This window comes from Streptomyces sp. NPDC025651 (genome assembly GCF_055558735.1).
Window position 1 is genome coordinate 145277 of the sequence record NZ_JBVHLZ010000008.1, and the last position, 17505, is coordinate 162781.

At 73.4% G+C, this 17505-nt stretch carries 17 protein-coding genes and 1 pseudogene; 7 read left to right on the forward strand and 11 right to left on the reverse strand.

The window, feature by feature from the left end; all coding sequences use genetic code 11:
* From ACZ4D5_RS27100 to ACZ4D5_RS27115, 4 genes are all read left to right on the forward strand, one after another.
* Positions 1-603, forward strand: coding sequence for a sugar kinase (locus ACZ4D5_RS27100; RefSeq protein WP_467775016.1), 603 nt, complete (start codon positions 1-3; stop codon positions 601-603).
* A gap of 147 nt (positions 604-750) precedes the next feature.
* Positions 751-2379, forward strand: coding sequence for an ATP-binding cassette domain-containing protein (locus ACZ4D5_RS27105; protein ID WP_467775017.1), 1629 nt, complete (start codon positions 751-753; stop codon positions 2377-2379).
* A gap of 62 nt (positions 2380-2441) precedes the next feature.
* Positions 2442-3044, forward strand: a complete 603-nt coding sequence (locus ACZ4D5_RS27110) for a TetR/AcrR family transcriptional regulator (protein ID WP_467775018.1) — start codon at positions 2442-2444, stop codon at positions 3042-3044.
* 49 nt (positions 3045-3093) lie between these two features.
* Positions 3094-4287, forward strand: coding sequence for an MFS transporter (locus ACZ4D5_RS27115; RefSeq protein ID WP_467775019.1), 1194 nt, complete (start codon positions 3094-3096; stop codon positions 4285-4287).
* A 17-nt stretch (positions 4288-4304) separates the two neighbouring features.
* On the opposite strand, the gene ACZ4D5_RS27120 is transcribed toward ACZ4D5_RS27115, so the two are convergent.
* Complete coding sequence (locus tag ACZ4D5_RS27120; RefSeq protein WP_467775020.1) at positions 4305-5258, reverse strand: ornithine cyclodeaminase family protein; 954 nt, start codon at positions 5256-5258, stop codon at positions 4305-4307.
* A gap of 172 nt (positions 5259-5430) precedes the next feature.
* Here ACZ4D5_RS27120 and pcaDC point away from each other — a divergent pair, with 172 nt between their 5' ends.
* Genes pcaDC through ACZ4D5_RS27135 form a run of 3 tightly spaced genes read left to right on the forward strand, consistent with a single transcriptional unit; the run spans position 5431 to position 8226 of the window.
* Entirely contained in the window at positions 5431-6726 is a 1296-nt protein-coding gene (pcaDC, locus tag ACZ4D5_RS27125) for a bifunctional 3-oxoadipate enol-lactonase/4-carboxymuconolactone decarboxylase PcaDC (RefSeq protein ID WP_467775021.1), read from the forward strand.
* A 12-nt stretch (positions 6727-6738) separates the two neighbouring features.
* Positions 6739-7416: an MBL fold metallo-hydrolase gene (locus ACZ4D5_RS27130; RefSeq protein WP_467775022.1), complete on the forward strand. Its 678-nt coding sequence runs from the start codon at positions 6739-6741 to the stop codon at positions 7414-7416.
* 30 nt (positions 7417-7446) lie between these two features.
* Positions 7447-8226 carry an exodeoxyribonuclease III gene (locus ACZ4D5_RS27135; protein ID WP_467775023.1) on the forward strand — a complete coding sequence of 260 codons (780 nt, stop codon included), beginning with the start codon at positions 7447-7449 and terminating at the stop codon, positions 8224-8226.
* Positions 8227-8250: 24 nt separating this feature from the next.
* On the opposite strand, the gene ACZ4D5_RS27140 is transcribed toward ACZ4D5_RS27135, so the two are convergent.
* The 10 genes and pseudogenes from ACZ4D5_RS27140 to ACZ4D5_RS27185 form a co-directional block, all read right to left on the reverse strand.
* A complete protein-coding gene (locus ACZ4D5_RS27140; protein ID WP_467775024.1) occupies positions 8251-10023 on the reverse strand; it encodes an SGNH/GDSL hydrolase family protein in 1773 nt (590 codons plus the stop codon).
* Positions 10024-10098: 75 nt separating this feature from the next.
* A pseudogene (locus tag ACZ4D5_RS27145) lies at positions 10099-10398 on the reverse strand (hypothetical protein); the annotation flags it as partial.
* A gap of 97 nt (positions 10399-10495) precedes the next feature.
* The gene (locus ACZ4D5_RS27150) at positions 10496-10954 is read right to left on the reverse strand and encodes a PRC-barrel domain-containing protein (protein WP_467775025.1); all 459 of its coding nucleotides are present in this window, start codon (positions 10952-10954) and stop codon (positions 10496-10498) included.
* Positions 10954-11574, reverse strand: a complete 621-nt coding sequence (locus ACZ4D5_RS27155; RefSeq protein WP_467775026.1) for a PRC-barrel domain-containing protein — start codon at positions 11572-11574, stop codon at positions 10954-10956. Before ACZ4D5_RS27155 ends, ACZ4D5_RS27150 begins: the two co-directional genes overlap by 1 nt.
* Before the next feature lie 65 nt (positions 11575-11639).
* The gene (locus ACZ4D5_RS27160) at positions 11640-11786 is read right to left on the reverse strand and encodes a hypothetical protein (RefSeq protein ID WP_467775027.1); all 147 of its coding nucleotides are present in this window, start codon (positions 11784-11786) and stop codon (positions 11640-11642) included.
* Between the two features lie 71 nt (positions 11787-11857).
* Entirely contained in the window at positions 11858-13234 is a 1377-nt protein-coding gene (locus ACZ4D5_RS27165; protein ID WP_467775028.1) for an alpha/beta hydrolase family protein, read from the reverse strand.
* A 17-nt stretch (positions 13235-13251) separates the two neighbouring features.
* Positions 13252-14613: an MFS transporter gene (locus tag ACZ4D5_RS27170; RefSeq protein ID WP_467775029.1), complete on the reverse strand. Its 1362-nt coding sequence runs from the start codon at positions 14611-14613 to the stop codon at positions 13252-13254.
* Between the two features lie 10 nt (positions 14614-14623).
* Positions 14624-15079 carry a MaoC family dehydratase gene (locus tag ACZ4D5_RS27175; RefSeq protein WP_467775030.1) on the reverse strand — a complete coding sequence of 152 codons (456 nt, stop codon included), beginning with the start codon at positions 15077-15079 and terminating at the stop codon, positions 14624-14626.
* On the reverse strand, positions 15076-16611 hold the full coding sequence (locus ACZ4D5_RS27180; RefSeq protein WP_467775031.1) for an acyl-CoA synthetase: 1536 nt from the start codon (positions 16609-16611) through the stop codon (positions 15076-15078). Before ACZ4D5_RS27180 ends, ACZ4D5_RS27175 begins: the two co-directional genes overlap by 4 nt.
* Positions 16612-16623: 12 nt before the next feature.
* Positions 16624-17505 carry an amidohydrolase family protein gene (locus ACZ4D5_RS27185; protein WP_467775032.1) on the reverse strand — a complete coding sequence of 294 codons (882 nt, stop codon included), beginning with the start codon at positions 17503-17505 and terminating at the stop codon, positions 16624-16626.

The following is a 17505-nucleotide window of genomic DNA, read 5'->3' on the forward strand; positions in this document are numbered from 1 at the left end:
ATGACCGTGCCCCGCCAACCCTCGTCCCCGGACTTCCCCGGAGCCCCCGAACCGTCGGGCCGCGACGGGGGCAAGACCGAGGACCGCCGCCACATGATCCGGCGCCGCTGGCTGACGGCGACGATCATCGTCCTCCTGATCGGCATCCCCGCCGGTTACCTGGTGATCTCCGCGAACCAGAGCCGCGACAGCGGCCGCGACAAGGAGAGCAAGTACTCCGCGACGGGCCTCACCGCGGGCTGGCCCTCCAAGGTGCAGCGCCGTCTGTACGACGTACCGATCCCGCCGTACTCCGAAGAGGTCGCCTACTACGAGACGAACAACTGGCGCACCAGCCGCCTGTACGTCCAGTTCCTCACCAGCAACGAGGGCCTGGACAAGTTCCTCCAGCAGATCGGCACGACCACGCCCCACCTCAAGCCGAACGACATCACCATCAGCGAGCGCGACCGGAAGGTCGTCGGCTGGGAGTTCACGGGCCCGGGACCGTGGTCGGGCCTCACCCACGAGCAGGACGACCCGGCACCGACGCAGGACGTCGTGGTGGACCGCTCGAACGCCGAGCACCCGATGGTGTACGTGGTGTCGACGACGACTCCCTGACCCCTGCCCCCCTGCCCCCGCCCACTCGCCGAACCCTGCTCCCCCTCCGCGCCGCGACGCCTGGACCCGCTACTCCTTCCCGCGGCGCCCGGTAGGGGGAGTTTATTCGGCGATTCTTTTTATCACGCCTGTGATAACTTCGCCGTCGTGGGATACATAGACGTCAATTCCGTCTCGTACGGATTACCGGACGGCCGGGTGCTCCTCGACGACATCTCGTTCCGCGTCGGCGAGGGGGCCAAGGCCGCGCTGATCGGCGCCAACGGCTCCGGCAAGACCACGTTGCTGCGGATCGTCGCCGGAGACCTCGCGCCGCACGGCGGCGCGGTGAACCGGGGCGGAAGCCTGGGCGTGATGCGGCAGTTCATCGCCCGCGAGGGCGACCGGGTGCGCGATCTGCTCCTTTCCGCGGCCGCCCCGCGCGTCCGTCGCGCCGCGGCCGCCCTGGACGCGGCCGAAGCGGCCATGGAGGCGAGCGGGGACACCGCGGCGCAGATGGCATACGCGGACGCGCTCGCCGAATGGGGCGACGCGGGGGGCTACGAGGCCGAGGTGCTCTGGGACGTGTGCGCCACCGCGGCCCTCGGCATGCCCTTCGACCGGTGCCGGCGGCGCGCGGTCGACACCCTCTCGGGCGGCGAGCAGAAGCGCCTCGTCCTCGAAGCCCTGCTGCGCGGCCCCGACGAGGTCCTGCTGCTCGACGAGCCGGACAACTTCCTCGACGTGCCCGGCAAGCGGTGGCTGGAGGACCGCCTGACCGAGACGCCGAAGACCGTCCTCTACGTCAGCCACGACCGCGAACTGCTCGCCCGCACCGCGAAGAGCACCGTCACCGTCGAGCTCGGCGCGGCGGGGAACACCGCCTGGGTCCACCCCGGGGGCTTCGACACCTACCACCGGGCGCGGGCCGAACGGTTCGAGCGCTTCGACGAGCGGCGCAACCGCTGGGACGAGGAGCGCGCCAAGCTGAAGGCCCTCCTGCACATGTACCAGCAGAAGGCCTCCTACAACTCCGACATGGCCTCGCGGTACCGCGCGGCGCGCACGCGTCTGGAGCGGTTCGAGAAGGCGGGACCGCCTCCCGCGCAGCCGCGGCGGCAGCACCTGGCGATGCGGCTGCGCGGCGGGCGTACCGGCAAGCGGGCCGTGGTCTGCGAAGGGCTCGAACTCACCGGCCTGATGAACCCGTTCGATCTGGAGGTCCGGTTCGGCGACCGGGTCGCCGTCCTCGGCTCCAACGGCTCGGGCAAGTCGCACTTCCTGCGCCTGCTCGCCGGCGGCGACAGCGCGCACACCGGGGTGGCGCGCCTCGGCGCGAGGGTCCGTCCGGCCTGGTTCGCCCAGGTCCACGGGCGCCCCGACCTCGCGGGCCGCACGCTGGTGTCGATCCTGCACCGCGGCGACGAGCACCGCGAAGGACTGCCGCGCGAGGAGGCGTCACGGGCCCTTGCCCGCTACGAACTGGCCGACGCGGCGGAGCGGGAGTTCGCGTCGCTGTCCGGCGGGCAGCAGGCCCGCTTCCAGATCCTCCTGCTCGAACTCGGCGGCACGACACTGCTGTTGCTGGACGAGCCCACCGACAACCTCGACCTGGTCTCCGCCGACGCCCTGCAGCACGCGCTCCGCGGCTTCGAGGGGGCCGTGCTCGCGGTGACGCACGACCGCTGGTTCGCCAGGGACTTCGACCGTTTCCTGGTCTTCGGCTCCGACGGAACCGTCTACGAGGCGCCCGAACCGGTGTGGGACGAAAAGCGCGTCGTACGGCACAGGGAATGAAGTCGTACGGCACGGGGGACGAAGAGGGTCACGGTTTATCACGGCCGTGATATTGTGCCGGAATGCCAGCTCGGATCGACCTCGAACAGCGCCGCAAAGATGTCATCGAGGCGGCCTTCCGTCTCGTGGTGGCCGAAGGAATCAGCGGTGTGTCGCTGCGGAAGGTGGCCGCCGAATCCGGCTGGAACATCGGCTCGGTCCGCCACTACTTCGACGACCACCGCACCCTCCTCGTCGCGGCCGTGACCGAGGTCGGCGACCGCATGGGGAAGCGGCTCACCCGGTACGCGACCGACACCCTGGCCGGACTCACGGGCGAACGCGCCGTCGACGCCCTCCAGGCCCTGCTGGAGGAGCTGCTCCCGGTCGACGAGGAGCGCCGCGTCGAGTCGATCGTCCTGATGGAGTTCATCGTCGCCGCACGGGTCAACCCGATCTTCCGCCCCGTGACCGAGCGGATGGCCGCCGACATGCGCCTGGTGATCACGGACGCCCTGGACGTGCTCGGCGTGCCCGAGGCGGCCGAGGAGGCCGAACGCGTCGTCGCCGTCCTGGGCGGCCTGGTCGTCGACGCGGTGACGCCGCACGGATCGCTCGGCGCCGACCGCCTCCGCAAGACCCTGCGGGCGCACCTGCGCTCGCTGTTGATGCCGAAGCCCGACTGATCCCGGTGCCCGACGCGGCACCGGCCACCGACCGATCCGGAGTCCCGTCGTGCCCGCCTGGCTGTTCGCACTGCTCGCCGCCGCCTTCGTCCTCTACACCGACGACTACGTGATCGCGGGGGTCCTGCCGGAGATGGCGGGGGACCTGGACGTCGGCGAGGCGCGGGCCGGTCAGCTGGTGACCGCCTTCTCCCTCACCGTCGCCCTGGTCGCGCCGATCGCCGGCGTCACCCTGGCCCGGGTGTCACGGCGGCGCCTGTTCACCGCCTCCTTCGCGCTGTTCGTCGCGGCGAACCTCATGGCGGCGTCGACGGACAGCTTCGGCGCGCTGGTGGCCCTGCGGATCACGGCGGCCTTCGGGGCGGCGGCCTCCACCCCCGCCGTGTTCGCCCACGCCGCCGAGCGCGCCCCGCGGAGCCACATCGGCCGGTACGTCGCCGTCGTCGCGCTCGGCGTCACGGGCTCGATCGCGGCCGGGGTCCCGATCGGCACCTGGATCGGCGGCCACTTCGGCTGGCGGGCCACCTTCGTCGCGATGGCGGCGGCCGGAGCCGCGGCGCTCGCCTTCCTGCTCGCGACGCTGCCGCGCGAGGGCGACAGGTCCGCCGAGGTGCCGGGCGTCGCCGAACAGCTCAGGGCCCTGGCCGCCGCCCCGGTGTCCCTCGGGATCCTCGCCAACTCCGTGCTCATGACCGGCTCCATGATGATGCTCACCTACACCGCCCCCTACCTGGACGCGGTGAGCGAGGCGGGCGTGGACCAGCGTGCGCTGGCGTTCGGCCTCTCCGGGGTCGCGGGCGTCGTCTGTATCTGGGCGGGCGGCAGGGCCACCGACCGGTGGGGCCCCGACCGCTGCCTGGTCGTCGGGATCGGCACGTTCGTCGCCGTCATGGCGCTGATGGGGACGTTCTGGTTCGTCCGGCCCGTGCCGTTCCCCGTCCTCGTCGTGGTGGGCACGGTCTGGGGCGGCATGGCCTTCTGGAACTCCCCGGCGATCCAGGCGCGCCTCCACCTGCTCGCCGGTCCTTCCGCGACGCAGGCGCTGGCGCTCAACACGTCGGGCACCTACCTCGGGGTCGCGCTGGGCGGCGCCGTCGGCGGCCTGACCGTGAGCGGCGTGGGGGCAGGGCAGCTGCCGGTCGTCGCCTGCGTCCTCGGGCTGACCGCATGGGCCCTGCTCGCCCTGGCGGTCCGCGCGTCGAAGACGACGCGGTACGAGCCGGCAGCCGCCGCGGAGCGCTGACGCCTCCGGCTCCCGGTTCAGGCCCGCCGGCTCCACCCCTCGTACACGGCCGCCGCCACCCCCAGGTCCTGCCAGGCCATGCCCGCCGACTTGAACAGCCGCGGCCGCCCGTCCGCGGCCTTCACCTCGCCGCGCACCAGGGCGTCCAGCGTCCACAGCCGCTCCAGGGCGAAGGCGCCCTCCTCGACGGCGAGCACCAGGTCGCCGCACTCCCTGGCGGCCACGTCGGCGGACTCCGCGACGACCGTGGCGCGGGCCACGAGGCGGGCGTCGACCTCGCGGGCGTCCGGCTCGTGGGAGCCGACCGCGGCGACCGTCGCGTGGTCGGGCAGCAGGGCGCCGTCGAAGAGCGGCTCGCGCGCGGTGGTGCAGCAGCAGACCACGTCCGCGCGGGCCACGTCCCGCGGCTCGGCCGCCGACGCCGAGAGACCGGCGGCACGGCAGCGCCCGACGAAGTCCGCCACGCGCTCCGCGTTCCGCGCCACCACGTCGACGTGCCGCAGCGCCGGACGCACCGCCCGCACCGCCTCGACGTGCCCCCACGCCTGCGGCCCCGTCCCGAACACCAGCAGCCGCTCGGCCTCGGGCACGGCCAGATGCCGGATCGCGAGACCGGACACGGCGGGCGTACGCAGCGACGTCAGCGCGATGCCGTCCAGCAGGGCCAGCGGCGCGTGCGTCACCCCGTCCAGGAGGAGATACAGGCCCTGGACGCGCGGGAGCCCCCGCTCCGCGTTGCCCGGCGTGACGGTGGCGATCTTCACGCCGGTGTACGAGGCGGTGGCCGACGGCATCAGGAGCAACTGGCCCCCGGGCACCTCCACGATCCCGCGGGCCGGCTCCGCCGCCGGATCGAGCCCCGCCACGAGCACGGCCTCCAGCGCGTCGATCGCGGCGGACATGGGGACGAGACGGGTCATGGAGTCGGCGTCGATGTGGGGCGTGGCGGGGGACGGGGCCGGTGCGCTCATGCGGTTCCTTGTCGTCGCAGGCCGTGCGGACGACGTCGCACCGCGTGCGGACGATGCGGCGCGGGCGATGTCGTGCAGGCCGTGTGGAGGGTCTGTGCAGCAGTCCCCTATCCATTCCCCTTTGTAGGAACCCTCTGACTCCCGCGTAAACTCCGCCGGTTAGCGTGGAGCGGTGAGTGAGACGAATACCCCTGCCCTCCAGTACCGCTTCGACGGGCCCGAAGACGCACCCGTGCTCATCCTCGGGGCGTCGCTCGGGACCACGTGGCACATGTGGGACCGGCAGATACCCGAGCTGAGCCGGCACTGGCGGGTGTTCCGCTTCGACATGCCCGGCCACGGCGGGGCACCCGCGCACCCCTGCGGTTCCGTGGGGGAGCTCGCCGAGCGGCTGCTCGCGACGCTCGACGAGCTGGGGGTGCAGCGCTTCGGGTACGCGGGATGCGCGTTCGGCGGTGCCATAGGCGTCGAGCTCGCCCTCCGGCACCCGCAGCGCGTCGCCTCGCTGGCGCTGATCGCCGCCTCGCCGCGGTTCGGCACCGCCGACGAGTTCCGCCAGCGCGGGGTGATCGTGCGCAGCAACGGGCTCGACCCCATCGCCCGCTCCGCCCCCGAGCGCTGGTTCACGCCCGGCTTCGTCGCGGCGCAGCCCGCGATCACCGACTGGGCCGTGCAGATGGTGCGCACCACCGACCCGGGCTGCTACATCGCCGCCTGCGAGGCGCTCGCCGCCTTCGACGTCCGCGCCGAGCTCGGCAGGGTCGGCGTGCCGACCCTGGTGCTGGTGGGGTCCGAGGACCAGGTCACCGGGCAGGGCGAGGCGCGCACCCTCGTCGCGGGCATCCCCGACGCGCGGCTCGCCGTCGTGCCCGGCGCCTCGCACCTCGCGCCCGTCGAGCAGCCCGCCGCGGTCACCGACCTCCTCGTACGCCACTTCTCGTCCGCCTGGCAGGCCACGGGCGACACGATGGCGGGCCAGTCCGCCATCACCGCGCCGCCCGTCAAGCCGGTCCTCGCCCCGCCGGTCGTCGCCCCCATGGCCGAGATCACCGCCCCCGCGGAGCAGCCCGAGGCCGCAGGGGTCAGGACCGATCCGTACGACGCCGGGATGAAGGTCCGCCGCGAGGTGCTCGGCGACGCGCACGTCGACCGGGCGCTCGCCTCCGCCGACGACTTCTCCGGGGACTTCCAGGAGCTCGTCACGCGCTACGCCTGGGGTGAGATCTGGAACCGTCCCGGCCTCGACCGCCGCTCCCGCAGCTGCGTCACGCTCACCGCGCTCGTCGCCGGCGGCCACCTCGACGAGCTGGCCTTCCACACCCGGGCCGCGCTGCGCAACGGCCTCACCCCGGCCGAGATCAAGGAGGTCCTGCTCCAGGCCGCCGTCTACTGCGGCGTCCCCGCGGCGAACTCCGCCTTCAAGGTCGCGCAGGCCGTGATCCGCGAGGAAACCACGCCGCAGGAGTAGCAGGATGGGTGCATGACGACTTCTCCCGAGACCGACACAGACACCCGTCCCGCACGCACCACGTTCACGAAGAAGTCCCACGCGTGCGTGCGTCTCGTCAAGGACGGTCGCACGCTCGTCATCGACCCCGGGGTCTTCAGCGAGGACGACGCCGCGCTCGGCGCCGACGCGATCCTCGTGACGCACGAGCACCCGGACCACTTCGACGAGAACCGGCTGCGGGCCGCCATGGCGGCCCGCCCCGGCGCCGAGATCTGGACCCTGAAGTCCGTCGCGGACCAGATCTCGGCGACCTTCCCCGGGCGCGTGCACACCGTCGGGCACGGCGACACCTTCACGGCCGCCGGGTTCGACGTCCAGGTGCACGGCGAGCTGCACGCCGTCATCCACCCGGACATCCCGCGCATCACCAACGTCGGCTACCTGGTCGACGGTTCGGTCTTCCACCCCGGCGACGCGCTGACGGTGCCCGACCACCCCGTCGAGACGCTGATGCTCCCCGTCATGGCCCCCTGGAACAAGATCTCCGAGGTCATCGACTACGTGCGCGAGGTCAAGCCGCGGCGCGCCTACGACATCCACGACGCGCTCCTCACCGACCTCGCCCGGCCGATCTACGACGGCCAGATCGGTGCCCTGGGCGGCGCCGAGCACCTGCGTCTGACGCCGGGGGAGTCGGCCGATCTGTGACTGTCAGTGCCGCCCGGTAGGTTGTGGGGCATGCGCATTGCGACCTGGAACGTGAACTCGATCACCGCACGTCTGCCGAGGCTCCTGGCCTGGCTGGAGAACACCAGCACGGACGTGCTGTGCATCCAGGAGACCAAGACGACGGCCGAGCAGTTCCCCGCCGCCGAGCTCCGCGAGCTGGGCTACGACTCCGCGGTGAACGCGACAGGTCGGTGGAACGGCGTGGCGCTGGTCTCCAAGGTCGGCCTCGACGACGTGGTCAAGGGCCTCCCGGGCGGCCCCGGGTACGACGGCGCGGACGAACCCCGCGCCATCTCCGCGACCTGTGGCCCCGTCCGCGTCTGGTCGGTGTACGTGCCCAACGGCCGCGAGGTCGACCACGCCCACTACGCCTACAAGCTCCAGTGGTTCGAGGCCCTGAAGGCCGCCGTCGTCGAGGACGCGGCGGGCCCGCGCCCCTTCGCCGTCCTCGGCGACTTCAACGTCGCGCCGACCGACGACGACGTCTGGGACCCCGCGCGCTTCGTCGGCGCCACGCACGTCACCGAGGCCGAGCGCGCCGCCCTCGCGGCCCTGCGCGAGACGGGCCTGACCGACGTCGTGCCGCGCCCCCTGAAGTACAACCACCCGTTCACCTTCTGGGACTACCGCGAGCTCGGCTTCCCCAAGAACAAGGGCATGCGCATCGACCTCGTCTATGGGAACGAGCCCTTCGCGAAGGCCGTCACCGACTCGTACGTGGACCGCGAGGAGCGCAAGGGCAAGGGCGCGTCGGACCACGCGCCGGTCGTGGTGGACCTGGACGTGTGATCCACGGCCTCGGGGAGCAGGGGCTCAGGGAGCCAGCTTCCTGAGGTCCACCGAGTCCGCCAGCGCCGCGAGCCCCGCGTCGCCCGGATGCAGATGGTCCCCGCTGTCATAGGCGGGCAACATCCGCGCCGGGTGCGCGGGATCCCGCAGCACGGCGTTGAAGTCGAGCACGGCGTCGTAGTCGTCGTTGTCGCGGATGTAGTCGTTGACCGCCCGGCGCTGGGCGTCGGCCGCCGGTGTGCACAGGCTTTCGCCCTCGCACGGCGCGATCGTCGCGCCGACCACCCGAAGCCCCCGCGCGTGGGCGCGGTCCGCGATCTCCCGCAGACCCGCGATCACTTGCTCCGCCGACGCGCCCCAGCGCACGTCGTTGACCCCTTCGAAGACCACGACCGTGCGCGCCGACGTCTGGGCGAGGACGTCGCGGTCCAGGCGGTGCAGGGCGCTCACGCCGCCGGTGTCGGTGGAGACGCCGTCGCCCGGATAACGGTCGGCGACCACGCGGTTCGCGGAGATGCCCTGGTTGAGCACGCCGTAGCGCGGCACGCCGGACTGGTTCAACAGGCGCGTCGCCAGCACGTTGGGCCAGCGGCGGTTGGCGTCCTGCGTCGACTTCACGCCGTCGGTGATCGAGTCGCCGAGCAGCACCACGGAGCCGGGCCCGCCGCCCACGTCGACGCCCGTGAGCAGCGGCCACGTCGTGATCGTCGAGGTGTACGAGGCCGGGGAGCCGTCCGCGGCATGGTCGCCGGGGCCGCTGACGTACGAGCGCTGGATGGCCTGGCTGTGCACGGGCGCCGTCGTCACGGGGCCCGGCAGATGGAAGCTGACCAGGAGGTTCGCGTCGGCGGGCACGTCGAAGTCGAGGGGATCGCTGAACGCCTGGGCGCCCGCGGGGATCTCGGTGCCGGGAGCGCCCCGGAAGGACAACCGCCGCGGCTCGCCCCGGGCCCCCGCCCCGGACTCCTGCACCGCCACCGTCGCACTGCCGATCCGTACCGGAGCCGCCGCGAAGGTGTTGTCGAGCCGGATCCGCACCCGCGGCCCGCCGGTGCTCGTGTGCACGACGAGGCGGAGGGTCCGGTCGGTCCACGGTCCCACCGCCGTGTACCCGGCGGTCGACGCCGACCAGGTGCCCGTCCAGCCCTTGGCGGCGGCCCGCACCGAGAGCGCGAACACATGCAGGTCGGCGGCGCCGGGATCGCGCGGCAGGCGCACCGAGGCGACCTCGCGTCCCCGGGCCAGCGGCACGGTCACCACGTACAGCCGTGCCTTCTCGGCGAGTTGGCCCCCCGGCGTGTTGACGTGCGGCAGGGCCACGGCCTTCGTGGCGAGCGGGCCCGAGCGCCAGTCGGGCGCCGTCAGACGGTAAGTGCCGCGCGAGCCGTCGCGGTAGCGGACCGTGCCGGTGCCGCTCGCCTCGCCGCCCGTGCCCGCGACCAGGAAGGCCAGGGCGTCGCCGCGGCCTCGCACCCGCACGGCCTGGCCGTCGGCGCGCACGTTGTCCGGTGTGCCCGGAGCCGTGCGCGGCCAGGTGAGCCGGGCACCGTCAACGGCCAGTGAGCGCCCGGGAGTCCAGCCCGCGGCGGACAGGTCCCGCGCGGACAGCGAGCCGCCCGACCCGTCGAAGTCCGCGTCGAGGGGGCGGGCGTCGTCGCTGACCGCGCTGTTGTCGAAGAGCCGCTCCAGGGGGAGCGGCCCGGGTCTGTGCGGGGCCGCGGCCTGCGCCGATGCCACCGGGACGAGGCCCGTGAACAGGGTGAGCGCGGCGGCCGTTCCCCAGATGTGTCGGCGCACGACAGTCCCCTCCCGCGTGTGGTGATCCGAGTGATGATGACGGTGGCGCCATCACGTCATGGATGCGCCATGAAGCTAAGGAGGCGTCAGAGGCGCGTCAATGAGTCGCGCGTGAACTGCGCGCGAACTCGGCTCGACGGTGCGGGGGTTCGGTCGGGGGCCCGTTCGGCGATCCGCCGACGTCGGCCCCTTCTCGTACGCGATGATCACCAGCCGCACCCGGTCGCGGGCGTCGAGCTCGGCGAGCAGCCGGGCCAGATACGCCTTCGCGGTGCCCACCGGGGTGAGGACCTCGCGCACGCGGTCCGTGAGGCCGGCGATCGGCGCCGCGCCGCGCGCGAGGACACGCACCGAAGCCAGGGCATCCTGGGCCGCTGACCCCTGTCAGCGGCGGCGATCGCCGCGGTCACGGCCACGGTGGGCCGCCGGGATGGGTGAGGGGTGAGCCTGTGGGATGGGTGAGGGGCGGCCCTCAGGGAGATGTGAGGGGCGGGCCGCCGGAGTGGGCGAGGGCACGCACCACCACCGCGTACGCCCCGATCCCGAGCAGGTCACCGCCCGGGATCCGCACACCGCGTGACGTGTGCAGCGCCTCGACGAGGCCCGACTCCGGGTCGAAGGCGACGTCGGCCAGCGTCCCCGCGGACTCGCCCACTTCCGTCAACAGGCGTTTGCCGAGCAGGTTCTGGGCCTTGGCCGAGCCGGCGGAGGCGTAGCGGACCGCCGTGGCCGCACCGACCACGACCGCGTCGGGGCCGACGGCGCTCACGTCCGCCCAGGCGACGACGTCGCCCCTGCCCTTGACGCCGTCCAGGCGGACGGCCGCGATCCGGGCGGTCTCCGGGTCGACGACGACACCCGCCACGGTGCCGACGCGGGTGGCGTCCGCCGCGCTGACGACAGGGCGTCCCACGGTCTCGCTGAGCAGCATCACGGCATCCGCTCCTCACCCGTACCCATGGTTCCGGGGCCGTTCTTGCCCGCCTCGTCCTCCTTCTCGGTGAGTCGCCCGCGGCGCACCGCGGCGGCCAGCCCGTCCAGGTCCTCGACGGCGCGCTCCATGTCGTGCGCGGGGACCATCAAGGTGTCGCCCGTCATGGCGGGCCGGCCCCCCAACGGCAGGAAGAGCGTGCGCTCATGACGCCCCGGCGACTCGGCCGCGGACATCTCGACGCCGACGATCCGGCCCGCTGTGCCCGCCTCGACCACCACGTCGACCACGGTGCCCACGCGCACCCCCTGGTCCGTGAGGACACCGGCCCCGCGGACCAGGCCGCCGGACGCCTCCTCCCAGGAGGCCACGGCGGACCTGTCCTCCAGCGCCTCCACCGAGGCGACCATCACGGCGTCCACGCCCAGCGCGTGCACCCCCGCCCACGGCAGGCTCCTGCGCAGCGGCCCCGAAAGCAGCCCGCGCCCGGCCAGCGTGAACCCGGCGATCCGGCCGCCGGCCGCGTCCAGGACCACGTCCTTGACCTGGGCGACCGCCTCACCGCCGAGCGTGACCACCGGGCGCTTGGTGAGCCGGGACGCCCGCATCAGCACGCTCATCGCACCCGCCTCCGGCCACTCATCGCAACCGCCTCCGGCCACTCATCGCACACCCCTCCCGACGCTCACCGCACACCCCTCCGACCGGGCCGCCCGCCGCGCCGCACCACGACCACACCCCCGCTGCGCCGCCGCGCCTGCACCCCCACCACCGTGGCCGCCACCAGCCCCGCCACGACGACCACCGCGATGAACCAGACCCACCACTCCATCGACCGTCCACCTCCCGGCTCGACCCTCCGGCACCCTCCGGCATCCACGGGTACCCCTCAGGGCCGAACCGTCACCCGGCGGCCGGGGCGCTCCCGACGAAGGGGCGCGGGTAGGGGCCGGGACGGTAGGCCGCGTAACGGCTCGGCGTGGTCGGATCCGCCTGGTGCGCACGGGAGTTGAGGGCGCCCGGTGACGTGTCGCCCCACCGTCCCGCGGCGATCCGCCGGTCGACCGTGTGCAGCGCGCCGAGCTGCTCGGCCGGGCTGAACGTGCAGTGCCCCGCGTGGTCCGTGTACGCCTGGCGCAGCAGCGAGCCACGGCCCGCGCCGGTCACCGCGTCGCGGTAGGCGGCCTCGACCCGCACCGGCACCAGCGCGTCCCCCGTGGTGTGGACGTCGAGTTGGGGGTTCCGCAGCCGCCCCGAGGGCGAGGCGTGGTCGTTCATGTAGCGCACCGCGCGCGGTTTCGCCGAGAGCCGCGGCGCCCGCGCGAGGGTGCGCAGATCGGCGCCGAGGGAGAGCCCCGCGGCCTTGTAGAGGGCCTTGACCTCCTTGTACGCGGCCGAACGTGCCAGCATGGCCGTGTAGTCGACGCCCGTGTTCCAGGACATGGAGCCGCCCGCGCGCCGCTCGGCGGCCTCGCGCCAGACGAAGCCGGGCCCCGCCACGAGCCCCCGTACCGCCGGATACTGGTTCGCCTGCTGTGCCTCGTGGTCGTCGGGGGCGGGGCGCGGCGTGGCCGGGTCGTTCCAGCCGGGGATGCCGTGCAGGGCCGCGGCGAGCGCGATGCGGGCCCGGCCGCGTTCGGTGCCCTGTGCCGAGCCGAGGACGTCGCCGAGCCGCTTCGCCGACGTGGCCGCGTCCGAGGCGTCCGTGAAGCCGGTCAGCCGGATCCCGGAGTGCGGCGCGAGGAGGGTGCGCAGCGCGAAGGCGGCGTCCAGGGTGGAGTTCCAGTTGGCGACGCCGCCGTGCACGAGGCCGCACAGCGAGAGCGAGCCGTCGATCCGCCCGGGGTGGCGCTCGGCGATCGTCGTGGTGACGAGGCCGCCGAGGGACTGGCCCCAGGCCAGCGTCCTGCGGGCCTCGCCGATCCGCGCGGTGAAGGTGTCGAGCGCGGCCAGCTGGTCGGGCACCGCCTGCTCCAGCGCCCACCCGGTGCTCGCGTACGAGGAGCCGACGAGCGCGTAACCCTCCTTCAGGAGCAGCTTCTTGGTGGCGTCGTCGGTGGCGTTCACGGCCGGATTCGGGGTGCCCGGCGGGCGGTGCCCGTGGCTGAAGAGCAGCACGGTGCCGTTCCAGCGGGCCGGGGTGTCGATCACGTACGTCGCGCCGGAGGGGAGGCTGCCCTCCAGGTGGCGGGCGGCAGCCGGCGGCGCGGAGGCCGCGGCGGGCCCGGGCGCCGCGAGCAGCAGCAGGGCGGCGAGACCGGCGACGGGGCGGCGTGTCATGCGCCTTCTCCTTGTCGTCATGCGCGTTCTCCTTCCACGGCGACCGGCTCTCGCGCGGCTTCCTGCCCGGCGAGGCTGTCGGTGCTGGTCTCCCTGACCCGCCACACGGCGAGCGCGGTGATCGCGCCCCCGGCGGTGAGCAGCAGCGCGACGGCGTCGCTGGAGCCGTAGGCGCTCAGCAGGCCGCCGGCGATCAGCGGGGAGAACCCCGCGCCGAGCAGCGTCGCCGTCTGGTAGCCGAGCGAGGCCCCGGTGTAGCGCACCCGGGTCGAGAACATCTCGCTGAACAGGGCGCCCAGCGGTCCGTACATCACGGACTGGGCGACCCCGTGCCCGAGCACGCAGGCCAGGATCAGCAGGCCGGGCCGATGGCTGTCCACGAGCGCGAACACCGGGAAGGCGGTGGCCGCCGAGAGCAGGGCCCCGGCGAGCACCACGGGGCGGCGCCCGAGGCGGTCGGAGAGGTGGTTGGCGCAGGGCAGCACGACGAGGGCCACGCAGGAGGCGACGGTCACCGCGGTGAGGACCTGCGGTCGCGTGTACCCCTCGTCGACGGCGTACGCGATCATGAAGCTGGTCATCAGGGCCTGCGCGGTGAACGGGCCGATGCCGACCGCCGAGGCGAGCAGGACGGGCCGCGGCGCGCGCAGGACGTCGAGCAGCGGCATCCGGGCCCGCTCACGCCGCCGCGAGAGCGAGGCGAACAGGGGGCTCTCCGCGACCTTGAGGCGTACGTACAGGCCCGCGCCGAGCAGCAGCAGCGAGAGCAGGAACGGCACCCGCCAGCCCCAGGCGCGGAAGTCGTCGTCGGGCAGCGTGCTCACCAGCGTGACGACCCCGGTGGAGAGCACCGTGCCCAGCGGGGCGCCGAGTTGGGTGAAGCTGGTCCACAGGCCGCGCGGCCGCTCGCCCGCGTGCTCGGCGACCATCAGCGTCGCGCCGCCCCACTCGCCGCCGATCGCGAGGCCCTGCACGACGCGGAGCAGGACGAGCAGCACCGGCGCCCAGACGCCGATCGTGTCGTAGGTGGGAAGGAGGCCGATGAGGAAGCTGCCGGTGCCCATCAGGACCATCGTCAGGAGCATCATCGACTTGCGGCCGAGCCGGTCGCCGAAGTGCCCGAAGACGATGCCGCCGAGGGGGCGGGCGAGATAGCCCGCGGCGAACGTGCCGAAGGCGGCCACGGTGCCCACCGCCGGGTCGGCCTCGGGAAAGAAGAGGTCGCCGAAGACGAGGGCCGCGACGGTGCCGTACACGAGGAAGTCGTAGAACTCCACGGCCGTGCCGAGCAGTCCGGAGAGCGCGACGCGGCGCAGCTGCCCGGGCGCGGCCCCGGATCTGGTCCCCGGGTTCGCGGCCGTGCCGGATGGGTGCGACATGGCGGGCTCCTTACGCGTAGAAGCGGGACAGGCTCCGCAGGACGCACGCCGGCTTGTCGCCGCCCTCGATCTCGACGGTGCCGTCGACGGCGATCTGCGCGCCGCCGGGCACCTCGTCGACGGAGGCGAGGACGGCGCGCAGCCGTATCCGCGCCCCTGCCTTCACGGGAGCGGGGAAACGCACCTTGTCCAGGCCGTAGTTGACCTTCGTGGTGACGCCCCGGACGTCGAGCAGGTCGGTGAAGAGCGGGATGAAGAGGGAGAGGGTGAGGTAGCCGTGCGCGATGGGCGCTCCGAAGGGGCCGCGCGCGGCCTTGTCGGGGTCGGTGTGGATCCACTGGTGGTCATCGGTCGCGTCGGCGAAGGTGTCGATGCGGTCCTGGCCGACCTCCAGCCAGCCGGTGACGCCGAGTTCGCTTCCTGCGAGGGCGTGCAGCTCGTCAAGTCCGTTGACGGTACGGCTCATCGGGGTACTCCCTTGTCGGTGGGCGCGCCGCCGTGGTCGCGGCGCAGGCTGGGCTTGTGGAGCTTCCCCGAGGCGGTGCGCGGCAGTTCGCGCACGCGCACCACCGACGCGGGGACCTTGTACTTGGCGAGCCGCCCGGCCAGGAAGGCGAGCAGGTCCTCCGGTGCCGGGTCCGCGCCCTCGCGGGGTACGACGACGGCGCGCGGCACCTCGCCCCACCGCGCGTCGGGCACGCCGATGACGGCGCACTCCAGCACGTCGGGGTGGGCGAGCAGGGCGCTCTCGACCTCGGCGGGGTAGATGTTCTCGCCGCCGGAAATGATCATGTCCTTGAGCCGGTCGGCGATGGTGACGAAGCCGTCGGCGTCCACCCGCGCGGCGTCCCCCGTGCGCAGCCACCCGTCGGCGAAGGCGGCGGCGGTCTCCTCGGGCAACTGCCAGTACCCGGCCATCACATGGGGCCCGCGCACCAGCACCTCCCCGCTCTCGCCGGCGCCGGCCGGGGTGAGGTCGGGGCGTACGACGCGTACGTCGGTGAAGAAGTGCGGCACCCCGGCGGAACCGGCCTTGCGCGTGGCGTGCTCGGCGCCGAGGTAGAGCGCGCCGGGGGAGGCCTCGGTCATGCCGTACCCCTGCTGGAAGGCGAGGCCGCGCTCGGCGTACGCCTCGATGAGGGGCGCGGGCACCGGCGCCCCGCCGCACATCAGGATCCGCAGCGAGGACAGGTCGGCGGTCGGCCAGCGCGGCTCGCGGGTGAGGCGCTCGTACATCGTGGGGACCCCGAACAGCGCGGTGACGCCGTGCCGTTCGACGAGGTCGAGGGTCCCCGCCGGGTCGAAGGACTCGGCGAGCACACAGCTGCCGCCCTTGAGGAGCACGGGCAGGGCGAGCATGCCGAGCGCCGCGGCGTGGAAGAGCGGCGCCGAGACCAGCGCGACCGCGCAGGAGGCGATGTCGGCGTCGACGAGGACGTTGAGGGCGTTCCAGGTGAGGTTGGCGTGGGTGAGCATGGCGCCCTTGGGGCGGCCCGTGGTCCCGGAGGTGTACATCAGGAGGCACACGTCGTCCCCGGCGACCGCCTCGTCCAGCGGCTCCTCGGCGGCGCCTTCGATCAACTCCTCGTACTCCGCGCCCACTTCGACGAGGAGGTGCACCGACGCGGCCTCTCCCGCCCGCCGCAGCTGGGTGACGAGGGCGGTGTGCGCGGGGGAGTGGACCAGGGCCCCGGCGCCCGCGTCGGCCAGTTGGTACGCGATCTCGGGCCCGGTCAGGCGGGTGTTGAGCGGGACGAACACCGCGCCGAGCGTGCCCGCGGCGAAGAAGGTCTCCAGGAAGGCCGGGTGGTTGGGGCCGAGGTGGGCGACCCGGTCGCCGCGCCGGATGCCGCGGGCGCGCAGGGCGTGCGCGAGGCGGAGCGTACGGGAGTGCAGGGCGGCGTAGCTGACGGCCCGCCCTTCGTGGACGAGGGCGGTGCGGTGCGGGGTCCTGCGGGCCCGGCGCGCGGGCCAGGACCCGAGTCCTTCGTTGCGCATGGCGACGCCCCTCTACTCGAGCCCGAGCAGACGGGCGGCGTTCTCCTTGAGGACCTTGGGGCGGACCTCGTCCCTGATCGGCAGCTTCGCGAAGTCGGCGAGCCAGCGGTCGGGGGTGAGGACGGGGAAGTCGGAGCCGAAGAGCACCTTGTCCTTGAGCAGGGTGTTGGCGTAGTGCACGAGTTGGGGCGGGAAGTACTTCGGCGACCAGCCGGACAGATCGATGTGGACGCCCGGCTTGTGGGTGGCGACCGCGAGGGCCTCGTCCTGCCAGGGGAAGGACGGATGCGCCAGCACGATCTTCAGCTGCGGGAAGTCGGCGGCGACGTCGTCGACGTGCATCGGGTTCGAGTACTTCAGCCGGATCCCGCCGCCACCGGGCACGCCCGCGCCGATGCCGGTCTGCCCGGTGTGGAAGAGCGCGACGGCCCCGGCCTCCTCGATGACCTCGTACAACTCATAGGCGAGCGCACGGTCGTTGGGGAAGAAGCCCTGGATGCTCGGGTGGAACTTGAAGCCCTTGACGCCGTACTCCTCGACGAGCCTGCGGGCCCGCTTGACCGCGGCCCTGCCCCGGAAGGGGTCGAGCGAGGCGAAGGGGATGAGGACGTCCGGGTTGGCGGCCGCGGCCTCGGCGACCTCCTCGTTGGGGACGGGCGGTGTGCCGGTGGCGGACTCGGCGTCCACGGTGAAGACGACGGCGGCCATCCTCCGCTCGCGGTAGTAGGCGGCCATCTCCTCCAGCGTGGGCTTGCGGGTGCGGCCCTCGACCTTGAAGTAGGCGCCGGACGCGGCGTGCAGCTCGTCGTCCAGCGAGGCGTGCCCCTCGCCGGACACTTCCGCGTGGGTGTGGACGTCGATGGCGGTGAGCGCGGAGAGCTCTGCGGGGTCCAA